At 51.5% G+C, this 21,753-nt stretch carries 18 protein-coding genes; 8 read left to right on the forward strand and 10 right to left on the reverse strand.

Annotated features, from left to right (window positions below):
* Window positions 1-459: 459 nt before the first annotated feature.
* The 7 genes from M6D89_RS02415 to M6D89_RS02445 all read left to right on the forward strand — a co-directional run bounded on the left by M6D89_RS02415 (window position 460) and on the right by M6D89_RS02445 (window position 11,856).
* Window positions 460-3,501 carry a TonB-dependent receptor gene (locus M6D89_RS02415; protein WP_253966438.1) on the forward strand — a complete coding sequence of 1,014 codons (3,042 nt, stop codon included), beginning with the start codon at window positions 460-462 and terminating at the stop codon, window positions 3,499-3,501.
* A 107-nt stretch (window positions 3,502-3,608) separates the two neighbouring features.
* Window positions 3,609-4,376 (forward strand): SapC family protein, encoded by a 768-nt coding sequence (locus M6D89_RS02420; protein WP_253966439.1) that lies wholly within the window; start codon window positions 3,609-3,611, stop codon window positions 4,374-4,376.
* A 2-nt stretch (window positions 4,377-4,378) separates the two neighbouring features.
* The gene (locus M6D89_RS02425) at window positions 4,379-5,398 is read left to right on the forward strand and encodes a cupin-like domain-containing protein (RefSeq protein ID WP_253966440.1); all 1,020 of its coding nucleotides are present in this window, start codon (window positions 4,379-4,381) and stop codon (window positions 5,396-5,398) included.
* A 26-nt stretch (window positions 5,399-5,424) separates the two neighbouring features.
* Window positions 5,425-6,906 carry a tryptophan halogenase family protein gene (locus M6D89_RS02430; RefSeq protein ID WP_253966441.1) on the forward strand — a complete coding sequence of 494 codons (1,482 nt, stop codon included), beginning with the start codon at window positions 5,425-5,427 and terminating at the stop codon, window positions 6,904-6,906.
* Between the two features lie 147 nt (window positions 6,907-7,053).
* On the forward strand, window positions 7,054-7,749 hold the full coding sequence (locus tag M6D89_RS02435; RefSeq protein ID WP_253966442.1) for a DUF6445 family protein: 696 nt from the start codon (window positions 7,054-7,056) through the stop codon (window positions 7,747-7,749).
* 337 nt (window positions 7,750-8,086) lie between these two features.
* The gene (locus M6D89_RS02440) at window positions 8,087-8,812 is read left to right on the forward strand and encodes a SapC family protein (RefSeq protein WP_253966443.1); all 726 of its coding nucleotides are present in this window, start codon (window positions 8,087-8,089) and stop codon (window positions 8,810-8,812) included.
* Window positions 8,813-9,267: 455 nt separating this feature from the next.
* Window positions 9,268-11,856: a glycoside hydrolase family 3 protein gene (locus M6D89_RS02445; RefSeq protein WP_253966444.1), complete on the forward strand. Its 2,589-nt coding sequence runs from the start codon at window positions 9,268-9,270 to the stop codon at window positions 11,854-11,856.
* Window positions 11,857-11,957: 101 nt separating this feature from the next.
* On the opposite strand, the gene M6D89_RS02450 is transcribed toward M6D89_RS02445, so the two are convergent.
* The 3 genes from M6D89_RS02450 to M6D89_RS02460 are packed head-to-tail and all read right to left on the reverse strand — an operon-like array spanning window position 11,958 to window position 15,111.
* Window positions 11,958-12,773 carry a polysaccharide lyase gene (locus tag M6D89_RS02450; RefSeq protein ID WP_253966445.1) on the reverse strand — a complete coding sequence of 272 codons (816 nt, stop codon included), beginning with the start codon at window positions 12,771-12,773 and terminating at the stop codon, window positions 11,958-11,960.
* A 42-nt stretch (window positions 12,774-12,815) separates the two neighbouring features.
* The gene (locus M6D89_RS02455) at window positions 12,816-13,343 is read right to left on the reverse strand and encodes a lytic transglycosylase domain-containing protein (protein ID WP_253966446.1); all 528 of its coding nucleotides are present in this window, start codon (window positions 13,341-13,343) and stop codon (window positions 12,816-12,818) included.
* Between the two features lie 37 nt (window positions 13,344-13,380).
* A complete protein-coding gene (locus M6D89_RS02460; protein WP_253966447.1) occupies window positions 13,381-15,111 on the reverse strand; it encodes a proline--tRNA ligase in 1,731 nt (576 codons plus the stop codon).
* Window positions 15,112-15,257: 146 nt separating this feature from the next.
* Between M6D89_RS02460 and M6D89_RS02465 the strand changes: the two genes are divergently transcribed.
* A complete protein-coding gene (locus M6D89_RS02465; protein ID WP_253966448.1) occupies window positions 15,258-15,734 on the forward strand; it encodes an HIT domain-containing protein in 477 nt (158 codons plus the stop codon).
* Between the two features lie 76 nt (window positions 15,735-15,810).
* Here M6D89_RS02465 and M6D89_RS02470 read toward each other — a convergent pair whose 3' ends face one another.
* The 7 genes from M6D89_RS02470 to mnmA form a co-directional block, all read right to left on the reverse strand.
* The gene (locus M6D89_RS02470; RefSeq protein ID WP_253966449.1) at window positions 15,811-16,221 is read right to left on the reverse strand and encodes an HU family DNA-binding protein; all 411 of its coding nucleotides are present in this window, start codon (window positions 16,219-16,221) and stop codon (window positions 15,811-15,813) included.
* A 429-nt stretch (window positions 16,222-16,650) separates the two neighbouring features.
* The gene (locus M6D89_RS02475) at window positions 16,651-16,881 is read right to left on the reverse strand and encodes a DUF7931 domain-containing protein (RefSeq protein WP_253966450.1); all 231 of its coding nucleotides are present in this window, start codon (window positions 16,879-16,881) and stop codon (window positions 16,651-16,653) included.
* A complete protein-coding gene (locus M6D89_RS02480; protein WP_253966451.1) occupies window positions 16,878-17,351 on the reverse strand; it encodes a GNAT family N-acetyltransferase in 474 nt (157 codons plus the stop codon). Before M6D89_RS02480 ends, M6D89_RS02475 begins: the two co-directional genes overlap by 4 nt.
* Window positions 17,335-18,489 carry a JmjC domain-containing protein gene (locus M6D89_RS02485; protein WP_253966452.1) on the reverse strand — a complete coding sequence of 385 codons (1,155 nt, stop codon included), beginning with the start codon at window positions 18,487-18,489 and terminating at the stop codon, window positions 17,335-17,337. The genes M6D89_RS02480 and M6D89_RS02485 overlap by 17 nt, the downstream gene beginning before the upstream one ends.
* A gap of 48 nt (window positions 18,490-18,537) precedes the next feature.
* The gene (gene purB / locus M6D89_RS02490; RefSeq protein WP_253966453.1) at window positions 18,538-19,902 is read right to left on the reverse strand and encodes an adenylosuccinate lyase; all 1,365 of its coding nucleotides are present in this window, start codon (window positions 19,900-19,902) and stop codon (window positions 18,538-18,540) included.
* Window positions 19,903-19,986: 84 nt separating this feature from the next.
* Window positions 19,987-20,619: a high frequency lysogenization protein HflD gene (gene hflD / locus M6D89_RS02495; protein ID WP_253966454.1), complete on the reverse strand. Its 633-nt coding sequence runs from the start codon at window positions 20,617-20,619 to the stop codon at window positions 19,987-19,989.
* Window positions 20,620-20,637: 18 nt separating this feature from the next.
* Window positions 20,638-21,732, reverse strand: coding sequence for a tRNA 2-thiouridine(34) synthase MnmA (mnmA, locus tag M6D89_RS02500; protein WP_253966455.1), 1,095 nt, complete (start codon window positions 21,730-21,732; stop codon window positions 20,638-20,640).
* Between the last annotated feature and the right edge of the window lie 21 nt (window positions 21,733-21,753).

Here is a 21,753-nt window from a genome sequence, read left to right on the forward strand (position 1 = left end):
GCAGTACTGGGTGGAAGTTTCATTATATGCGCTTTATTCCCGTAGGATAGGGTGCGCATTCCCCGTTCTTTCTATCGGCCTTCATTAGCTTGCCCCGTTACCTCGCCACCCGGTTAAGCGTGAGTTACTTGGATGATAAACAATGGTTTAGCTTGGCTAATCCTTCTAAGCGCTCAATTACCTTTCTTTTCAACGATTACCGCAAATTTTGTACTTGATATGCTCATCTCCTTGGCGTAGACTCGGACAAAAGGTCAAGTTGACAACAAGCATAAGGTTTAAAAGACATTTACGCTATTGCCCTAAAGCTGCTTAGAGTGAATACGAATAAATGCGGCACGGCTTTGGCCTAAGGACATTCTGTTTCCAAGTCCATTTGGAGGCGGGGTTTACCCGGTGCCGGCTTTGGTTCTGGGAATAAAGCTAAAAATAATGCTAAGTCCATCAAAAGGAGAGCTCATGTATACAAATAAATCCAACTTTAAACGCAAGTTGATCGCCTCAGCGGTGGCCTCTTGTGCCATGTCGGGCTTTGCAGCTCCGACATTGGCGCAAGACGACCAGATGTTGGAAGAGGTGGTTGTAACGGGTATCCGCGCGTCGCTAGAGCGATCTATGGATATCAAACGCGACTCGGCCGGTGTGGTAGACGCTATCTCGTCTGAAGACATCGGTAAGTTCCCCGATACTAACCTTGCAGAATCTCTGCAGCGCATTACCGGTGTTTCCATTAACCGTAAAAACGGCGAAGGTTCTGAAATTACGGTCCGCGGTTTTGGCCCGGACTTCAATATGGTTACCTTGAACGGACGAACCATGCCAACCGGTAGTGCATACGGTGGTAGTTCAGGTGCGGGCTCTGCGACTCGTGGCGGTAACTCCCGTGCGTTTGACTTTGCCAACCTGTCTGCTGACTCGGTTTCTGGTGTTGAAGTCTACAAAACCAGTAAAGCCAGCATCGCCACCGGTGGTATTGGTGCGACGGTAAATGTAAAAACCTCCAACCCTTTGGATGAGCCGGGCCTGAACGTCAGCGTCGCCGGTAAAGCAATTATGGATACCACTAACCGCACCGGCGACGATGTAACGCCTGAGGTTTCAGGTATTTTCAGCTGGTCCGACGATGACGGTATGTTTGGTGTGTCTTTGAGCGCCAGTTACTCTGAGCGCGACTCAGGCGTGACCAGTGCCACCGTTAATGACTGGAGCGTTGCCGAGTGGGGGGCTGGAGATACCCAGACTATTTACGACAACCCTGCAAACAGCGACATTTTTGTGAATGCGCCCGAGGTCGGGCAGCTTTACTCCCGCCCTAATGACGTTCGTTACACTTTTGCTGATCGCACGCGCGAGCGCACCAACGCGCGCCTTGCATTCCAGTTCCGCCCCATGGATAGCTTGACCGCCAGCCTTGATTACACCTTCGCACAAAATGATCAATCGGCTCATCGCGGTGAGGTAACCACTTGGGTTCAAAATGGTGGGTTTGTTCAAAACGTTGAGTTTGATGATTCAGCTATTAAGACGCCAATATTCATTACTGAGAGCTATGATCCGGCAAGACGCGATGTAGGTTTCTCGCAGCAATATCGCTCGCAAGAAGATACGCTGGAATCTACTGGCTTGAACATTGAGTGGGATGTCACCGATCAGTTCTCGTTAGTCTTTGATGCCCACAACTCTACTATGGAAAGTCTTCCAACTGGTCCAGGCCGCGCGGGTTCGCTGGATATCGGTGTTGGCTCTTCAATCAAATCTGGGGCTAGTTGGCAATTTAGCGGCGCTGACATCCCTAACTGGACGCACACAATTGATGGCGATCTGGAGGAAAATCTTAGCTCTTCAGTGATGCGTGTGTTCTCTGTTGAGCAGACCTCTGAAGTGGATCAATTTAAAGTAGATGGTCACTGGGAGTTTGACAACGGCAGCCGGTTTGATTTCGGTATTGAGCGCCGTGAAATGAACTCAAACACTGTTAGTTATAACGGTAATAACAACCAGGTATTGGGCGGCTGGGGTGCTTCAGCGCCTGGCGAGTTCCCTGATGGCAGCTTTGAACCATTTAATGTGGCTGGCGAATTTGATGATCCTAGCACTGGTAATTCACCCCCCATCGGCTTCCGCGCGGACGCTCGTGAACTGGGTGCTTTCCTGGTGGAGGAATACAGTGATCAACAGGCTTATATTGGCGTAGAGAACACCGAGCAAGACGCGGTTCGAAACAGCGCAAGTAATAACGAGATTCAGGAAGATACAGACGCTGTTTATGTCCAGTTTGGCTCTGTAGGCCAGTTAGCTGATTTTGAAGTTAATGTGCTTGCCGGTTTACGGTATGAGACTACAGACCAAACCTCATCTTCAGAGACCCCTCCTCTGGCTTACTATATCTGGTCATCGGATAACGACTTTACCGCTGTCAGCGCATCGCCGGACACGCCAACTGTAGACGGCCAGAAGTATGACGTTCTCTTGCCTAGCTTAGATTTCTCTATGAACTTTTCGGACAATCTGATTGGCCGAGCGTCCTACAGCCAAACCATCGCTCGTCCTGGCTTGTCGAGCTTAGGGTCAGTGATTTCGTTTGGTCAGCCAAACGGTTCAACATTGAACGCAGGTACTACTGTTGAAGCGACAGGGCAAAACCCACAATTGGCGCCGCTTGAATCAAGCAACGTTGATGTGTCGTTGGAATGGTACTACGACGATGCGAGCTACGCGTCTGTAGGCTTATTTGAAAAACGTGTAGAGAACTTCACCGGTTCAGAGATTACTGAGCAAACTTTTGATATTCGAGATCAGACTGCTGGTCCGAGAGCTTTGGCCGCTCGTGATGCACTGGAAAGCATTGGCGCTAACGTCGACAATGCCAACCTGTACGCCATGATGCAGATTTTGGCTAATCCTTCAGAATATCCTGGTGGCGCATCCGAGCTAAACGATGCAGTGGTAGCTGATCTTAATGATCAGGCCGGCTATGAGTTTATCACTCCCAATGCCGACGATCCTCTGATGGAGTACGAGTTCAGTACTACAATTAATAACCGCGAAGCGAAACTGTACGGTGCCGAGTTTGCATTGCAGCACTTCTTCGGTGAAACTGGGTTTGGTGTACAAGCCAACTACACCATCGTAAGAGGTGATGTTAAGTTCGATAATTTGGACATTACTTCAGACCAATTTGCACTCTTAGGTCTTAGTGATACAGCAAACTTGGTGTTGATGTATGAAAATTACGGCTTCGAAACCCGTCTTGCGTACAACTGGCGTGATGAGTACCTGAACCAAACCAATTGGGGTTCCAATAACCCAGGTTACGTTGAAGCTCAGTCGCAACTTGACATGAACATCAGCTATTACTTTACTGATAACTTGTCTGTGTCCTTCGAAGGTATCAACATGACCGGAGAAGATCGCCGCGAGCATGGTCGCAACGAAAACATGATGATCTTCTATGATGATCTGGGTGCACGCTACCAGCTAGGTGCGCGTTACAGCTTCTAAGCTATAACGTAAAAGTTGTTTGATCGAAAAAGAGTCGCCTAGGCGGCTCTTTTTTTAACTCAACTGTTATAATTTCTCTTATTGCGTAAGTAAATCGGTAGCTTTAGATGCAAAAAATAGAATCATTAAACAATATCACTCATGAAAATTTAGCAGTGAATCCTGAATTTTCAGCCGAACTTGGGGACAATGCAGTCAGCACCGTTACATTTATCACTGAGTTTTCTGAGGTCCAGAAGGAGTACCCAATACTCTGCCGCAAAGACCCGGAAACGGGTGAGTATCAGGCTGTAGTGCTTTTCGGGTTCCAAAAAGATGAAAATTTGTTCTTGGTAGAGGCAGATCCGTCGAGCCAAAAGTATGTGGGGTGGCGCGCTGAATATATTCCGGCTGCTGTAGCTCGGGGGCCTTTCTCAATTGGGGTGCAAGGTGACGCTGACGGCAGTTCAGAGGCGCCAAAGCCCGTCGTTCATATTGACATGGCCCATCCCAAAGCGAGTTGTGATCGAGGTCGAGCATTGTTCTTGGAAAATGGCGGGCACAGCCCATACTTAAATTATATTACAAATGTGCTGGATACGATTAACGAAGGAATGCACCTCACTAAGCACATGTTCAATACGCTTAATAAATATGAGTTAATTGAACCTGTGAACTTGGATATCGAGTTTATCGATAAAAGTAAATTAACCATAAATCAGTTTGAAACAATCAATACAGAGAAGTTGTCTCAGCTTAGTGGCGAAGCGCTAGCGGAGCTGAATAAATCAGGCTTCCTTCAGGCCGCTTACTATATGGCGACCTCTATGTCCAATATTCGAAAATTAATTGATTGGAAAAATCGTAATCTGTCTGCCAGCGGAAACGCTAATTAATCGTGAAAAGGGTCAAAAGCTTAAATGGCATCGGTCCGAGCACCATTCCACGGGACGTGATTGTTTCTGACGAGCCTGTAGTTTTTAAGCAGATGGTTTCGGATTGGCCTGTCGTTAAGGCTGGGCAAGTTTCCGATAGGGCGTCAGTGGACTACTTGAAATCCTTTTACAATGGCACGCCGACCATCGTATGTAAGATTCCTCCTGAAAATGAAGGGAGAATGTTTTACAGCGACGACTGCACCGAGCTTAACTACGAAAGTTATAAAGGGTATATCGGTGAAACTTTAGAGGCTATCTTACAAGGCGCGAGTGATTTAAATGCCCCTGCTTATTATATTGCTTCCAATATAATAAGCTCTCATCTGCCCGGGTTTAGTGATGCCAATAGCTTGGATATTCCCAGAGATCAACACCCTGAAGCATTGAATGAAAGAGTGAGCATTTGGATTGGTGGTAAAACGACCGCCTCGTGTCATTTTGATGCATTAGACAATATCGCATGCTGTGTCGCAGGTAAGCGTAGGTTTACGCTTTTCCCCCCAGATCAAATAGATAATCTCTACCCGGGCCCACTTGACCCAACACCTGGGGGGCAGGTGATTAGTTTGGTGGATTTTAAGAATCCGGACTTTGAAAAGTTTCCCAGATTTAAAGAAGCGCTCGAGACCGCACTTGTTGTTGATCTGGAGCCAGGCGACGCCTTATTTATACCGACTATGTGGTGGCATCACGTGGAAGGATTAGCGCCCTATAATATTTTAGTAAACTACTGGTGGGAAGATGCACCGGCTTTTCTGACCTCAGGTATGAATGCGCTTAATTGCGCAATGCTCGGGATTCGTGATAAGTCGCCCCGTGAGCGAGAAGCCTGGCGACATATTTTCGAGTACTATATTTTTGATGGTGTTGAAAAGTCTACTGCTCATATTCCTTCGCAGGGAAGGGGATTTTTGAATGCATTGGATAGGCTTGGGGCTAGAAAGTTAAGAGCTTTACTGATTAATAAATTGAATCGTTAGTACCGATAGAGCTGGGAATTCTTGTAATGTCAGGTAGTAAAAAAAGAATAGTCATTGCCGGTGGAGGCACCGCGGGCTGGATTGCAGCGGCTGCGCTCTCCCATCAAATGGGGGAGCTGCTTGATATTACCTTAGTGGAGTCAGAGGACATCGGAACAGTCGGTGTCGGCGAGGCCACTATCCCCCCAATGAGGACTTTCCACAGGTTGGTGGGTATTAATGAGCAGGAGTTTGTGAAAGCCACCAATGCTACTTTTAAGCTGGGTATTCAATTTGAAAACTGGAAGCAGATTGGCGAAAAGTACTTTCACTCTTTTGGTGTTACCGGCAAGCAAACCATAGTGACCGATTTTATTCACTTTTGGCTCAGAGGGCGTGAGTTGGGGATCGCCAATGACTTTGGTGATTACTGCCTTGAGTTTAAGGCAGCCTTACAGGAACGGTTTTCCTTAAATAACCAGGCTAAGTTGAATTACGCTTTTCACCTAGATGCGGGGCGCTACGCACGTTTTCTGAGGGCGCGGGCGGAATCTTTTGGTGTTAAGCGGGTCGAGGGGAAAATAGCTCAGGTAAACCAAAACTCAGATTCTGGTGATCTTACGTCTTTGGTGCTGGAGTCGGGGCAAGAGCTGTCCGGAGATTTGTTTATTGACTGTACGGGTATGAAAGGCCTGTTGATAGAGCAGACGCTTAAAACCGGGTTTGAGCCATGGGTCCAATGGTTGCCGTGTGACACGGCTATCGCCGTGCAAACAGAGGCCACTGCGCCCCCTTTACCCTACACAAGGTCAGTGGCCCATCATGCGGGTTGGCGCTGGCAGATACCGCTGCAGAACCGCGTTGGCAACGGAATCGTTTTTTCCAGTCGTCATATGTCTGAAGATGAGGCGAAGGATAAATTGCTGTCGAGCGTTGAGGGAAAAGCTCTTACAGAGCCCAATCTTATACGGTTTAAGACGGGCAGGCGTAAGAAGTCCTGGAATAAAAACTGCATCGCCATGGGGCTCGCTTCTGGTTTCTTGGAGCCGCTAGAGTCGACCAGCATCCATATGATAATGACAGCGGTAACTCGCTTGCTGCAGCTGTTTCCCCATGGTGAGATCAAGCAGTCGGTTGTTGACGAATATAATGCTCAAGCTGAAAGTGAGTTCGACAGAATTCGCGATTTTATTATTTTGCATTATAAGGCCACCGAGCGCGATGATAGCCCATTTTGGCAATATTGCAGGGATATGGAGGTTCCGGCTGAGCTAAAACATCGTATGGATCTTTTTAGGGATTTTGGCCGAGCCAACCAGGTTGAAGGCGAATTGTTTCGTTTGGATTCGTGGACCCAAGTTATGTTGGGGCAGGGGATTATCCCTTCCGCATATCATCCCATGGTTGACCTTATGCCGGAGTCGGCGCTGCGAAGCCTCTTAGCCAGCATTTCGGCTGATGTCGATAAAAAAATTGAAATGTTATCGCCGCACGCAGAGTTTGTTAAAAAGTATTGCGGTATCTCATAAAATAAAAGCTCTTACTCGGGCCATGCGCTTATTTTTAATAATTAAGCCGTTTTCGGGCGCAGGCGTCTTATTGTGAAAGCGCGCTGATTGACCGCTAACAGGATTACAGAGTGATTGCATAATTTAAGCGCAGCACTGAGGTTGGAAATGCAACTATCATTAAACCCTGATATGTCGACTAACGTTTTTCACTTTGGTGAAGAGCAATCACCGCTATTGGTGGTAGACAACTTCCTGCAAAACGCGGAAATGCTTGTAGAGGATGCTAGCAGAAAACAATTTTCACGAAACTCTCCCATGTATCCAGGGGTTCGGGCACCAGTGCCAGCTAGTTTTGAGTCTCTATTACTCAATGAGTTAAGACCCTTTTTATTCGAGACTTTTGACTTAAAGGGCGATCAATTACGGTTGCCTTTATGTCAGTACTCTATTGTAACCTTGCCTGCAGATCAGCTGGCACTGTTACAGCGTATACCGCACTTTGATTCTACCCAGCGTGACGAGTTAGCGGCGGTTTATTATTTGTTTAAAGAAGATCTGGGCGGCACGTCTTTTTATCGTCACAAAAAAACCGGCTATGAGTATATCGATGATGCGCGCAGTATGGCTTATTTCAAGTCACTCGAGAGCGAAAATGGCGGTGATAATATCCCCCAAAGCGGCTATATCAACGGTGATACGGCGTTATTTACACGCATAGGCGAACAAAAGGGTATTTTTAACCGACTCATTGTTTACCGGCGTCAGAGTCTTCATAGCGGTTCAATAAGCTCTAGCTTTATTCCCCAGGCTGACCCTCGAAAGGGGCGACTGACTATCAGCGCTTTTATTGATTGCGTTTAGCTTTCAGCGTTGTCAGTACAGATAATGCTCCATTGAATTGTCATCTGTAGTCGCACAGTACGAGTAATGGCGAAGATGGTGTCTCAGCCCTCAACTGACCTCTATCTGATTGGTTCGTATGACGAGAGCTTCTGTGCTTATAGGGTTACTTCTGTCCCCCTTAAGTCGGGGGCTTTAGGTAGAAACTCATCATCTAGGTTTTCATCCACTTTAGTTCAATTTGCGAGTGTGTTTAAATGGCGACACATTAATCAGAAGCTCCCTGTTTTAGTGGATTACGTGTCCATTGCGAGAATGGCCGCGATATAATAAATATTACCGGGTAAAAATATACATCATGGCCAATCACGCACTGCTGAATAGCGACACGCATAAAAATTTAAAGGTAAATACGCGCTTTGCCGCTGAGTTCGGCGATGATCAAAGCGCAGTCATTACCTTCCCTACAGAATTTGCTGATATCCAGCGTCACTATCCTATTTTGTTGCAAAAAGACGCTAAGACCGGCGAGTTTCAAGCGGTGACGCTATTGGGGTTGGAAGCCAATGAAAACCTCTTTTTGCGCGATGGTCATTGGCAGGGATATGTGCCGGCGATTGTTGCGCGTGGCCCTTTTCTGATCGGTTTTCAGGAAAAAGAGGTGGATGAAGAGGTTCGCAGAGAGCCAGTTATTCATATTGACCTTGATGACCCGCGGGTGAATGAGTCAGAGGGCGAGGCGGTTTTCCTTGAAAACGGCGCTAACTCTGCCTATTTGGAGCGCGTGGCGACTATTCTCAAGGGGATTCATGAGGGGCTCAACTATGGCAGGGCGATGTATGCAGCGTTTGCCGAGCTCGCTCTAATAGAACCTGTCAACCTTGATATCAAAGTCGATGCAGAAAACCAGTTTCATTTAAATAACTTTTATACAGTCAGTGCCGAAAAGCTTGCGCAATTGGATGGAGAAACCCTGGCAAAGCTGAATCGGGCGGGTTTCTTAGAAGCTGCATTTTTGATCAAGTCTTCGTTGGCTAATGTCAAAGCGCTTATCGAGGCCAAGCGCGAAAGAGTATCCAGGTAAAGAGAGTATCCACGTAAACGGAAAGTGTGGTGTTTGGCCTAAAATGGGTTGTATCCGGGGGCTGCTGCTTGGGCGCGCCAATTAACTTTATGCTTATCCATCGCGTTACCTCACCGCATTTGGCTTGTATATCACGCCGGTCACTGTCAGATGAAAAACTCCTGTCCGCTCGTCTGACCCTTCCCCGCTTTTTTACTCAGATTTAACGTTAACATGGTTAAGCGTCATTAAGTTACGCAAATTCTCCCGGCCAGCCTTGCCTGCTGTTGCTATACTTGGCGGTTAGAGCCACAACACAGGGGCGTGAATAGAGCCAGAAGCAGCGGATAATGCACGTCAATGTGTGTCCACTTTTATTGAGTGCAGGAGGTGGGGCGCCCATGGCTTTTATCCCTGTTAATTTAGCCGCAATCTGTGTCATACCCGTTATCGTTAAAACAATTATAGGAGCCGATATGGCTATAAAGTCTTTTATGCGTCTTGCTGTTACAGGCGCTGTACTGGCGGCAATGGCTGCCTGTCAGTCTAGTGATCCCAAGTCTGCTGACTCATCCGAGGCAGCTAAGGGCGATGCCAGTATTTGGCCACAAATTGAAAGTCAGGTGGCTACGGACCCAGCGATCGAGGCCCGTATCGCCGATATTTTGTCCCAGATGACGCTGGAAGAGAAAGTGGGACAAATGATTCAGCCTGAAATTCGCCATTTGACTGCCGAAGACGTGCGTGAGTATCACATTGGGTCTCTCTTAAACGGGGGCGGTTCTTACCCCAACGCCGATAAATACGCGTCGGTGGAAGATTGGCTGGAAATAGCCGACGCATTCTACGAAGCATCGGTCGATACTTCCGATGGTAGTACGCCGATTCCCATCATGTGGGGTACCGATGCGGTACACGGCGTGGGCAATGTGGTGGGCGCGACGCTATACCCCCATAACATCGCTCTGGGGGCGACCCACAACCCCGAGCTGCTAGAGCAAATCGGCTGGGCGACCGCTCGCGAGCTGGCGGTGACCGGAATCGATTGGGACTTTTCACCCACGGTCGCGGTGGCGCGCAACGAGCGTTGGGGCCGCACCTATGAGTCCTGGTCTGAGGGCCCCGATCTTGTGGGCGATTATGCGGGTGAAATGGTGCGTGGCCTGCAAGGCGAGCCGGGCACCGACGACTTTATGGGCGAGGGACACATCGTTGCTACCGCCAAGCACTTTATCGGCGATGGTGGCACCTTGGACGGTATCGATCGCGGTGATACCACCGGTGACGAAGTGCATTTGCGCGATATTCATGGCGCTGGCTACTTTACGGCGATTGAGGCGGGTGTTCAGGCGGTAATGGCCTCGTTTACCCGTTGGGATGGCATTCGCATGCATGGCCATAAATATTTGCTCACCGATGTGCTCAAAGATCAGATGGGTTTTGATGGCCTGGTCGTGGGCGACTGGAACGGCCACAGCTTTATCAAAGGCTGCACGGCCACCAATTGTCCGGCGTCGGTCAATGCGGGGCTGGATATTTTTATGGCCCCCGAGCCTGATTGGAAAGAGCTGTACGCCAACACTATTCAAAACGTCAAAGACGGCGACATTGCTATGAGCCGCATCGACGACGCGGTTAGCCGCATTCTGCGGGTTAAACTGCGTGCCGGATTGTTTGAAGCGGGCAAGCCTTCATCACGTCCACTGGCGGGCAAAAAAGAGTTGCTGGGCGCCCCCGAGCATCGTGAAATTGCCCGTCAGGCGGTTCGCGAGTCGCTGGTTATGCTGAAAAACAGCGACCAGTTGCTGCCCCTTAGCCGCGATTTGAACGTGCTGGTGACCGGTGATGGTGCCAATGATATCGGCAAACAGGCCGGTGGCTGGTCGGTAACCTGGCAGGGCACGGGTAACACCAACAGTGACTTTCCCGGCGCGACCTCTATTTACGATGGCATTAAGCAAGCCGTTGAAGCCGGTGGCGGTAAAGTTCAACTGAGCGACAATGGTTCTTATATCTCCAAGCCCGATGTGGCGCTGGTGGTATTTGGTGAAGATCCTTACGCTGAAATGCAGGGCGACATCCCTAACTTGGCCTATAAGCGCGGGGCCACCGAGGATCTGGAGCTGCTGCAGATGTTGCAAAAGCAAGATATCCCCGTGGTGGCGCTCTTTATTACCGGTCGTCCACTGTGGGTGAACCGCGAATTGAATGCCTCGGATGCCTTTGTGGTGGTCTGGCAGCCGGGTACCGAGGGTGTGGGGGTAGCTGACGTGCTATTTCGCGATAATGCCGGTGAAATCAATTATGACATGACCGGCAAGTTGTCGTTCTCCTGGCCTCAAACCCCGGATCAGGTGCCGCTTAATGTGGGCGATGATAATTACGATCCCCTGTTTCCCTATGGCTTTGGTTTGAGCTATGGCGATAAAGATACCCTGGGCGATAACTTGTCGGAGGAGGGTTTGAAAGTCGCGGAAACCAGCGACGTTTTGACTCTGTTTAACCGTCGTCCCATGGACCCCTGGGGTATTGAAATCGTAGGGGTAGAGAACGACCGGGTGGTTATGAACAGCAAATCGATTACCTCGTCCACGGTGAGTGTGACGGCGGTGGATCGCAACGCCCAGGAAGACTCTCGTCGCGTTGTGTGGAATGGCGAGGGTGAAGGTCTGGTGGCTCTGTTCGCGCCTGAACGTCAGGACTGGACCGGCTATATCGAAGATAAAGCGGCGTTGATTTTTGATATTAAGGTAGATCAGGCACCTACCGACACGACTTACTTGCGTCTTGGGTGTGGCTCGTACTGTGCGTCGGATATCGAAGTGACCGAAGGTTTTCGCGACCACCTGGCGGGGAATGGCTGGCAGACACTGAGTGTTGATCTCAACTGCTTTCCTACCGCCGGTGAAAACTTTGGTATTTCCCAGCCGCAAGACGAGTTTATGACCCAGGTGTTGCGCCCGTTTAGCTTTGTGACCGAGGGTGAATTGGATTTGACCTTCGCCAATGTTCGAGTTGAGAAGTTCAAAGCCAATAGCGCACTGGTGAATTGCCAGAATCAGTAAGTCTTAGCGCATTATCGTTCTGTGGATTAACCCGGCCTTGTGCGCCGGGTTAATCCGTTTTTAGCGGGTCTATTTTTGTATTCAAACGATTGCAGAACGGACTAGTGACTAAGGCGAAGATCGTTTAATAGCAGATGGGAATCGCGCGATGGCCCCCAGTCCGGAGTGTTGCCGCCGTGAAAGGTCGATACATAAATACCGCCAACTAATCCCGCTGTGGTGTCCGCTAAGCGGTAACTGATGTCGGTGCGCGACAGTACTTTTTCACCATCAAACCATACATGTAATTCCCCGTTCTCTTCTCCCATATCGTTAACTTTGACGCTTTGCTTTAAACAGTGCCAGCGTCCGGGAACAAAGGATTTGCCCAGTTCAATATCTTGCCCCCACTGCTCATTGCCGTAGCGACCGTTGGGCGAGGGCGGCAAATAGGCGTAGACCACAGCGCGGCCGTTTTGCCGCCACATATATCGTAGGGTCCAGCCATTGCTACCATCGGGCTGATCGCCGCCTGAGCGCGCCCAGGCGCCTTCCGAGCCCATCAGGCCGGGTAGCTTGCCGCCTTTGACAAAATCGAACCCCGGCTTGAACTTAAGGCAATAGTCGAGGGTAAGACTGGAGTAGTAAGCCTCAAACCCTTCTATACCATCCAGGACAATCGGGAACTGAACGCCACCTTCTTCTGGTCCCACCGCGCCCTTGGGGTAAGAAATCAACAGAGATTGGTCCGAGCCGGGTGCTTTCGGTGTGGCGACGACTTGAGTCGAACCGAGTCTGGCCTGCCAGGGAGTGTTCCAGTGCTCAATCCAGCTGCCTTCGGTAAAAGTAAACCTGTGCGGCAGGTCCGAGGCTGAGGCCAGCGGGTAGTGCAAAAAAGTCAGGCAGCAAGCGGCTGTAATGAACGGCGTGAGTTTCATATGTGCCTCCGTTATTGTTATTTTTTAAGTGTTTGGGCGATGTTAGCGCCAATTGTCCCAGGCATCCATAACCTTGGCGGAATAGCGGTAGCTACCGTAGCTGCCGTTATAGCGGGCCAGGGCTTCGGCCAGGCGGCCGTCGGCGATATCAATATAGTGCTTTAAAATAATACAGCCGTAGCGCAGATTGGTGTCCAGATCAATTAAATTGTCTTCCGGGCGACCGATTTCGTTTTTCCAAAAGGGCATGACCTGCATGATGCCTTGGGCACCCACGGGTGAGAGGGCAAAGCGGTTAAAGTGGCTTTCGGTTTCGATCACCGCCAGGACCAGCTCGGGCTTTACCCCGGCGGCCATGGCTTCGCGGTGTACCGTGCGAAGCAGGCGCAGGCGCTGATCGGGGTTGGTGATGTATTTTTTTAAACGCCCATCCATCAGCATTAGCCACGCCTGGGCGTCATACTGATCGGTAAAACTGTCGGCCTGTTCGATATGACTTTTTAGTAGCTCGCGCAGCTCGTCGTCGATTTCTTCGCGGCTGAGTTGGGCCGAGAGCCAGCTGGGGGCCAAACAAAGCCATGCCCCCAGCAAGAGTGCGGCGAGGCGTTTACGCCAGATCGAGCTTGTCGCGCAGCAGTGCTTGAATATTATCCACGGGGACGTCTTGTTTTTCACTGTCGCGTCTGCCTTTGTATTCAATGGTGCCTGCTTCCAAGCCGCGCTCGCCAATCACCAAACGGTGGGGGATACCCATCAAGTCGGTGTTGGCTAACAGCACGCCCAGGCGGGCATTTTTCTCGTCCATAAACAATACGTCTACGCCGGCGTCGCTCAACTCGCGATAAAGGCTCTCGCACAGCTCGGCAACTTTCTCTGATTTGTGCATGTTGATAGGCACAATGGCCAACTGGAAGGGCGCAATGCTAGCGGGCCAGATAATGCCTTTGTCGTCGTGGTTCTGCTCAATGGCCGAGGCCACCACCCGTGTGACACCAATACCATAGCAGCCCATTTCCATGGTTTGCTCTTTGCCGTTTTCATCCAGTACGGTGGCGTTCATCGCCTGAGAGTATTTGTTGCCCAGCTGAAAAATGTGGCCTACTTCAATGCCGCGTTTAATCTCCAGCTTACCTTGGCCACAGGGGCTGGGGTCGCCGGCCACAATATTGCGAATGTCGGCCGCCTCGGCCAGGGGCAGGTCGCGTTCCCAGTTAACACCGCTTAAGTGGTAGCCGTCTTTATTGGCACCGCAGGTAAAGTCCGCTGCAGCCAGGGCACTATGGTCGGCAATAACACGAATATCTAAACCTACTGGCCCGATTGAACCTGGGCTTACGCCCAGTTCAGCGCGAAGTCGTTCTTCGGGGGCGAAGGTTAAGGGGTTGGCAACGCCTGCAAGCTTTTCGGCTTTGATGTCGTTCAGTTCGTGGTCACCGCGCAGCACCAGGGCCACCAGTGGCGCCGGTTTATCCTCTTCGGCTTCGCCCAATACCACCAGAGTTTTCAGAGTTTGGTGGGCAGGCAGCTGCAAAAAGTCGGCAACGTCGGCAATGGAGTGCTTGCCCGGGGTGGCCACCTCGTGAAGCTCGGCGCTCGACTGTGCACGGGGGGCGCTGGGGGGCAGGGCTTCGGCTTTTTCAATGTTGGCCGCATAATCCGAGCCGTCACTGAAAGCGATGGCGTCTTCGCCACTCTCGGCCAGCACGTGAAACTCGTGAGAGAAGGCGCCGCCGATGGAGCCGGTGTCGGCCAATACCGGGCGGTAGGCTAAGCCGATACGGTCAAAGATATTGCAGTAAGTGCGGTGCATGACCTCGTAGGTCTCCTGCAGGCTCTGGGCCGACAAATGGAAAGAATAGGCGTCTTTCATAATAAATTCGCGCGAGCGCATCACCCCAAAACGCGGACGGATTTCATCTCGAAACTTAGTCTGAATTTGGTAAAAGTTGGCGGGCAGCTGCTTGTAGCTGGACAGCTCATTGCGCGCCATTTCGGTAATCACCTCTTCGTGAGTGGGGCCCAGGCAAAAATCGCGCTGGTGACGGTCGTTAATGCGCAGTAGCTCGGGGCCGTATTGCTCCCAGCGCCCGGAGTCCTGCCAGAGCTCGGCCGGCTGCACCACGGGCATCAGCACCTCTTGCGCGCCGGATTTGTCCATTTCTTCGCGCACAATGCGCTCTACCTTGCGCAAAACCCGCAGACCCAGGGGCAACCATGTGTATAGCCCTGAGGCAAGTTTGCGAATCATGCCGGCGCGCAGCATCAGCTGGTGGCTAATCACTTCGGCATCGGCGGGAGTTTCTTTTAAGGTGGCGATTAAAAAACGGCTGGAGCGCATAGTCGGATTCTTGCTTACTATAATGAATAGGTAGTGTATTCTGGAGCCTAATGCCTGCCCGGGCAGAGCGCTAGACCAATCAGCGGTATTCTACGCAGCTTCCGCGCCCGGGTACAGATCCTAACGTCCGTTTACGGGAGCCAATTATGTTTTCACTGGATCAGCGACTGCGCGAAGATTGCTATGTGGTAGGGCGTTTCTCCCTGTCGCTATTGTTACTGTCCCGCGATGCTAACTACCCCTGGTGCATCCTGGTGCCGGAGCGGGAGAACACTTATGAGCTATATCATTTGTCGGAAGAGGATCAGCAACAGCTTATCCACGAGTCCAGCCGCTTGGCCGAGGTAATGGACAGTGTTTTCGATGCCGATAAAATGAACATCGCGACCCTGGGCAATGTGGTGCCGCAGCTGCACTTGCATCATATTGCCCGTTTTAAGGATGATCCGGCCTGGCCCGGGCCCGTCTGGGGTAAGGTGCCCAGTAAAGCCTATCAGCCCGATGTGCTCGAGTCGCGAATTGAGAAGCTTGCCAATGCCCTGGCGGGTAGCGGTTTTACCGCTCTGACCGAAGGGGCGGATATATCATCGGTAACCGCTCCCGCGCCCCGCATCGATTGCTGATTTCTCGCAAAGGGCCCCATAAAAAAAGCCCCCGCATAATAGCGAGGGCTTTTTCTTGCTGCGGCACTCTTAGTGCTTACAGCGGCATTTCTTTAAGCTTTTTCAGCGGGCGAACCTTAACGGTGGTGGTCGCGGGCTTGGCTTTAAACATGGTTTCTTCACCGGTAAAGGGGTTAATACCTTTGCGCGCCTTAGTGGCCGGTTTCTTCACGGTTTGGATTTTCAGCAAGCCGGGCAGAACAAACTCGCCGCACGAGCGTTTTTTGATGTGGCCTTCAATAATATCTGACAGCTCGTCCAGTACCGATTGAACCTGTTTTTTGCTCAGCTCGGTATTTTCGGCCAATTGGTTCAAAATCTGGGTTTTGTTGTAGCGTTCGCGAACCGCTGTAATTTTCTTTGCGGGCGCGGCTTTCTTCGCGGGGGCTTTTTTAGCGGCAGCTTTCTTGGCCGGCGCTTTTTTGGCGGTAGCTTTACGGGCAGCCATAATATCTTCCTTTTAGTGTCTGATGAATGGTGTTACAGGCTTTAAGATTCGCACGGTAACAGGCCGGCAAACTTGCTTGCAAGATGGCGCCGGTGGCGAATGACTCTATATATAAAGGATATAAATGATTGCAGCAAGAAAAAACTGGCTAAAACCCGGTAAAAAAGCACATTTTTGGGAAGATTGGCTTTAGGTTCGCCACAGTGCTTGATTTTGGTGCCTGTTATCGAAGGGGCAACGCTCCGCCTTGAGTCGTTCTGCGTCTAGTGGATGTTTTGCGCGCATGAATCTAGAGATGCAGGATTCGCAGTCCGGGATCCGTTTCTGCTTGTTCCCACAAACGGTCGAATTCTTCGCGCAGGGCTTTAATTTCACTGAACGCGCGATCGTTGGCAAAGCCCAAGTAGCAGCTGTCATCGTTTTTATAAATTAAAAATTGCGAGTGTCTCGCACGAGAATGCGCACCTCAATGTTTCGCGCCCGGCGGCTAAACGCTGAAATGAGGGCAACGGTATCATCGCGGTCGTAAATCAGTGGATCTAGAGTGTCGCTGAGTAAAGTCAGGGTACGTTTGCCGCGCGCGATCACTTTATGAGTCTGATCGAGGAAATCCTCCACCGACTCAAGACGATACAGATCCGGTGTTTCCAGCGGTTTCATTCGGTGTCTCCGGATGCAATATAGCCCGCGTCGGGTTTCAGCACCATGGTACGGTGGGGGATTCCGGCGTCCATAAAGGTGTCTCCTACAAACTTAAAACCGAGACTTTTATAGAAAGGTATCACGCTGACTTGAGCGTGTAAAAATACGGGCTTTTGTGGGCCGGCCCACTGCAGTATATACCGCATTAATTCGCTTCCCAGACCCTCGCCGCGACGCTTCATTTTTACCGCAACCCGGCCTATGTGCAGTCCCGGTGTTTGTTCCCAATGTTCGCAAACCACTCGGGCGCAGGCAATTAGCTGCTCGCTGGCGTAGGTGCCAAAATGCCAGGCTGATTCGTCCTTGCCATCCCATTCTTCACTGACGGGTACCTGTTGCTCCTGAATAAAGACTTCGCGGCGCAGTTCGGCTAACGCCAGGTGGTGTTCGCGCCAGGATAGCAGGGTGGGATTAGCCATCGGCTTCATCGCACAATTCCAACTGTTGCAGGCTAAACAGCTCAAGCAACAGGTGGCGCTCAGCCGGGTCACTAAGCTCGGCCAAACAGTAGGCGGTTCGGTTGCAAAGCGTGCGGGCAAAGCTCGGGCTGCAGGAGTATTCCTCGCCATTGACAAAAAGTCGGGCGCTGTCGCCTTGCTCCAGGTAACTAAAGCGGGCCTCCGGTGCCTGCTGCGCCCAACGTTCACTGTCAATCCACGTTTGCATCTGCGCGATTTCAATGGCTTCGGGATCGGGGCAGAGCTCGGGATACTTGGGGGTTGTCATGTAGCGACCAAACCAACTGGATAATGCCTGATCACTGAGTTGCTCTTCAATGAGTTGCCGTAACTGCTTAAGGCTGGTGGTGTCGATCTCTCCGGGGTTAGTAAAGCCCAGAGGTTGGGCGTCGCGATAGCGCTGATCGTTTGACAAGCGGCTGGCAATGTCCTGACTTAAGTCGTCAAAAATATCCGCCACGCTCGGGGCGCGAAAGCCGATGGAATAGGTGATGCAGTCGTCGTCTAGCGCCGTGCCCCAGTGCGCGGTACCCGGCGGAATATAAACGATATCGCCCGGGCCGGCGGTAAAGCGTTGCTGTGCTTTAAATTCCTTGAGGATGTTAAGTGGCGTGCCTTCCAGCGTAGGGCTGTTGCTGTCGCACTGTTGACCAATTTGCCACTCGCGCTTGCCCGCACCTTGCAGTAGGAATACATCGTAGTAATCAAAGTGTGGCCCTACACTACCGCCTGTAGGGGCGTAGCTGACCATAATGTCGTCTAAGCGCCAGCTGGGAATAAAACGAAATTTTTGCAACAGCTGGTGCACGTCGGGAATTAACTGATCCACCGCCTGTATCAGCAAAGTCCAGGGTTGCGAAGGCAGCGATAAAAAGCGCGATTCAGCAAAGGGGCCGTTTTCTAGCTGCCAAGGGGACTCATCGCTGTGAGTAATAAGACGGGACTCGACTTCTTCTTCCAGCGCCAATCCGGCTAACTCTTCCGGGGTGAGTGGAGAGCGAAAATCGGGCAAGGTGGCAGGTAAAAAAATGGCCTCGCGCTGCCAATAACCCTGCAAGAAATCGGCGACCGACAGAGGGCCCAACTGGGTAAGGGGTGTTTGCGACATAAAATCTAGGTTAAAAAAACGGGGAGCTTAGCTCCCCGTTTGCGTGTATTAAATATTGCGAGCCTGAGCCTCGGCATTGCCAATGTAATTGCCGGGGGTCAGTTCGCGAATGGTTTGTTTGGCGTGCTCGGGAATATCCAGGGTCTCCACAAACTCGGCCAGTACTTCGCGGGTGATGGCCTGGCCGCGGGTGAGCGCTTTAAGTTTTTCGTAGGGCTCGGCCACCGCATAGCGACGCATAATGGTCTGAATCGGCTCGGCCAGAACTTCCCAGGCATTATCCAGGTCTTCTGCCAGACGGGCACGGTTAATTTCCAGCTTGCTAATGCCTTTAAGGGTAGAGGCGTAGGCGATAAAGCTGTAACCAAAACCCACACCCATGTTGCGCAGCACGGTGGAATCGGTTAAGTCGCGTTGCCAGCGAGAGATGGGAAGCTTTTGCGCCAAGTGGGTAAAAATGGCGTTGCCAATACCCAGGTTACCCTCGGAGTTTTCAAAGTCGATGGGGTTTACTTTATGGGGCATGGTGGACGAGCCCACTTCACCGGCAATGGTTTTTTGCTTGAAGTAACCCAGCGAGATGTAACCCCATACATCGCGATCAAAGTCGATAATAATGGTGTTAAAGCGGGCGATGGCATCGAACAGTTCGGCAATATAATCGTGGGGCTCGATTTGTGTGGTGTAGGGGTTCCACGACAGTCCCAGGCCGGTGACAAAATTTTCGGCATTGGTTTGCCAATCCACATCCGGGTAGGCCGACAAGTGCGCATTGTAGTTGCCCACCGCGCCGTTAATTTTGCCCAGTAAATCAACCGCTTCGATTTGGGCGATTTGACGACGCAGACGTGCCACCACGTTGGCCATTTCTTTACCCACGGTGGTGGGGCTCGCGGTTTGACCGTGAGTACGCGACAGCATGGGGTCGGCGGCGTAATCGTGGGCTAGTTTGGCGATGGCGTCGGTGATGGCGTTGGCTTGCTCCAGCAGGGAGGAGCGGCCGCGGGTGAGCATCAGCGCGTGAGACAGGTTGTTGATGTCTTCACTGGTGCAGGCGAAGTGAATAAATTCCAGCACTGACTCCAGTTCAGTGTTGCCCGCCAGCTTCTTTTTCAGAAAGTACTCCACCGCCTTAACATCGTGGTTGGTGGTGCTTTCAATGTCTTTAACCGCCTGGGCATCGGCCTCGCTAAAGTCGCGGATTACAGCATCAAGCTGCTGATGAGTGGCTTCACTAAAAGCCGCCACTTCGCTGACGCCTTCGAGGCGGCTGAGTTGCTGCAGCCAGCGTACTTCTACTTCGACGCGGCAGTGAATCAAGCCAAACTCACTGAAAATGGTGCGCAGGGAAGAGGTTTTGCTGCCGTATCGGCCGTCAACGGGGGATACAGCGCTCAGGGCAGATAATTCCATGGGCGGTCTCACAAAGTTTAAAGGGTTAAAATCCGGGCGTTAAAGGGGCGCTATGATACCCTAAAAATAGCCTATTTTCAGGTGCTAAACGGGTATTTGGCGCAGTAAGTGTTCGGTTTCGGCGAGCAGCTTCTTGCGCTGCAAGAGTATCTGCAAGCGCGATCCGCCCACCTGGCGCCAGAGGGTGGCCGAACGAATAGCCGCTAGCAGCAGGGCGCGCACTTGGTTGGCCACGCGCTGCTGTTGCAGAAAACTGGGGTCGCCCGCCACCTGGATGCGAAAGCGAAACCGGCTTAGGGTAGAGGCGTAAATGTCTGCCAGGTTGGCAATCACGTTTTCGTGGGTTGTATCAAAATGCTCGGCTTGCTGTTGCGCCTGTTGCAGGCGGCTGGCAATTACCCCCAACATGTCTTTGCGCTTACTAAGGCGCCCCTGTAAATGCAAAACCCCGGCACTGTAACGCACCGTGTTGTTTTGTAGCTGACGGCTCGACATCAGCAGATCGCGCAGTGTCTCGAGTCCCAGGCGTAAATCGGCGACTGAACCATACACGCTCAGGGTGTCGGGCGGGTTGAGCTGAAACAGGCTGTTAATACTGCAGCGGTAGGCATCGCTAGGGGTAAAACCGGTGCGCGCCAGCTGATCCACCAGCGCGGTTGCCTGCAAAATGCCCGCCGCTGCGAGGGTGATATCCTGCCATTTGTTTGCTCGAGCCAAGAGTTTTATCCGTCCTGTTTAACGATTTTCACTGAATTCGATAACCGCGCCGCCCAAGCAGGTGTCGCCCTGATAAAACACCACCGACTGACCGGGGGTGACGGCGCGCTGAGGGTCGTTAAACCAGACGTTGAGTTTGTCGCCCGCAATTTCAACCCGACAGGGCTGATCCATTTGTCGGTAGCGGGTTTTGGCAGTGACGTTAAGGCTCTCGACTCCGGGGCTGCCGTTAATCCAGTGTGCGTCGGCGGCCTGTAGAAAATTGGTGTACAGCAATGGGTTGTCAGTGCCCTGAGCCGCCAGCAAAACATTGCGCTCCAGATCTTTACCCACCACAAACCAGGGCTCGTCGCTGGCGTCTTTGACCCCGCCAATGCCCAGACCTTGGCGTTGTCCGATGGTGTGGTACATCAGGCCGTTGTGCTGGCCGATCACCCGGCCGTGCTCGTCTTCAATATTGCCCGGTTGGGCGGGAAGGTATTGCTGTAAAAAGTCCTTGAAGCGGCGCTCGCCAATAAAACAGATACCCGTGCTGTCTTTTTTGTTGTGGGTGATCAAATCATATTGCTGGGCGATGGCCCGCACTTCGGGCTTTTCCAGCTCTCCCACCGGGAAGAGGGTTTTGCTAAATTCCGCTTCGGACACGGCGTGGAGAAAGTAACTTTGATCTTTGTTGCCGTCCAGGCCGCGCATCAGATAGGTGTGGCTATCGCGATCGGCGCGCCTAACATAGTGGCCGGTGGCAATCAGGTCGGCGCCCAACATTTCTGCGTACTCCAAAAACACTTTAAATTTGATTTCGCGGTTACAGAGAATGTCGGGGTTGGGGGTGCGCCCGGCTTTATATTCGGCGAGAAAATGCTCGAACACATTGTCCCAGTACTCGGCGGCAAAATTGGCGGTGTGCAGTTTTATACCCAGCTTGTCGCAGACCTTTTGCGCATCCGCCAAGTCTTCTTTGGCGGTGCAGTATTCGGTGCCGTCGTCTTCTTCCCAGTTTTTCATAAACAGACCCTCCACCCGGTAGCCTTGCTGCATAAGCAAAAGCGCCGATACGGAAGAGTCGACCCCGCCGGACATGCCGACGATTACGGTTTGGGGGGTAGAAGTCATAGTAAGTCTGTGCTGCTGTGA

This window comes from Gilvimarinus xylanilyticus (assembly GCF_024195295.1).
Taxonomy (GTDB): domain Bacteria; phylum Pseudomonadota; class Gammaproteobacteria; order Pseudomonadales; family Cellvibrionaceae; genus Gilvimarinus; species Gilvimarinus xylanilyticus.

Coding starts and splice junctions, on each gene's coding strand:
- M6D89_RS02415 (WP_253966438.1), top strand. CDS start 460: ATGTATACAAATAAATCCAACTTTAAACGCAAGTTGATCGCCTCAGCG.
- M6D89_RS02420 (WP_253966439.1), top strand. CDS start 3,609: ATGCAAAAAATAGAATCATTAAACAATATCACTCATGAAAATTTAGCA.
- M6D89_RS02430 (WP_253966441.1), top strand. CDS start 5,425: ATGTCAGGTAGTAAAAAAAGAATAGTCATTGCCGGTGGAGGCACCGCG.
- M6D89_RS02435 (WP_253966442.1), top strand. CDS start 7,054: ATGCAACTATCATTAAACCCTGATATGTCGACTAACGTTTTTCACTTT.
- M6D89_RS02440 (WP_253966443.1), top strand. CDS start 8,087: ATGGCCAATCACGCACTGCTGAATAGCGACACGCATAAAAATTTAAAG.
- M6D89_RS02445 (WP_253966444.1), top strand. CDS start 9,268: ATGGCTATAAAGTCTTTTATGCGTCTTGCTGTTACAGGCGCTGTACTG.
- M6D89_RS02450 (WP_253966445.1), bottom strand. CDS start 12,773: ATGAAACTCACGCCGTTCATTACAGCCGCTTGCTGCCTGACTTTTTTG.
- M6D89_RS02460 (WP_253966447.1), bottom strand. CDS start 15,111: ATGCGCTCCAGCCGTTTTTTAATCGCCACCTTAAAAGAAACTCCCGCC.
- M6D89_RS02465 (WP_253966448.1), top strand. CDS start 15,258: ATGTTTTCACTGGATCAGCGACTGCGCGAAGATTGCTATGTGGTAGGG.
- M6D89_RS02470 (WP_253966449.1), bottom strand. CDS start 16,221: ATGGCTGCCCGTAAAGCTACCGCCAAAAAAGCGCCGGCCAAGAAAGCT.
- M6D89_RS02475 (WP_253966450.1), bottom strand. CDS start 16,881: ATGAAACCGCTGGAAACACCGGATCTGTATCGTCTTGAGTCGGTGGAG.
- M6D89_RS02480 (WP_253966451.1), bottom strand. CDS start 17,351: ATGAAGCCGATGGCTAATCCCACCCTGCTATCCTGGCGCGAACACCAC.
- M6D89_RS02485 (WP_253966452.1), bottom strand. CDS start 18,489: ATGTCGCAAACACCCCTTACCCAGTTGGGCCCTCTGTCGGTCGCCGAT.
- purB (WP_253966453.1), bottom strand. CDS start 19,902: ATGGAATTATCTGCCCTGAGCGCTGTATCCCCCGTTGACGGCCGATAC.
- mnmA (WP_253966455.1), bottom strand. CDS start 21,732: ATGACTTCTACCCCCCAAACCGTAATCGTCGGCATGTCCGGCGGGGTC.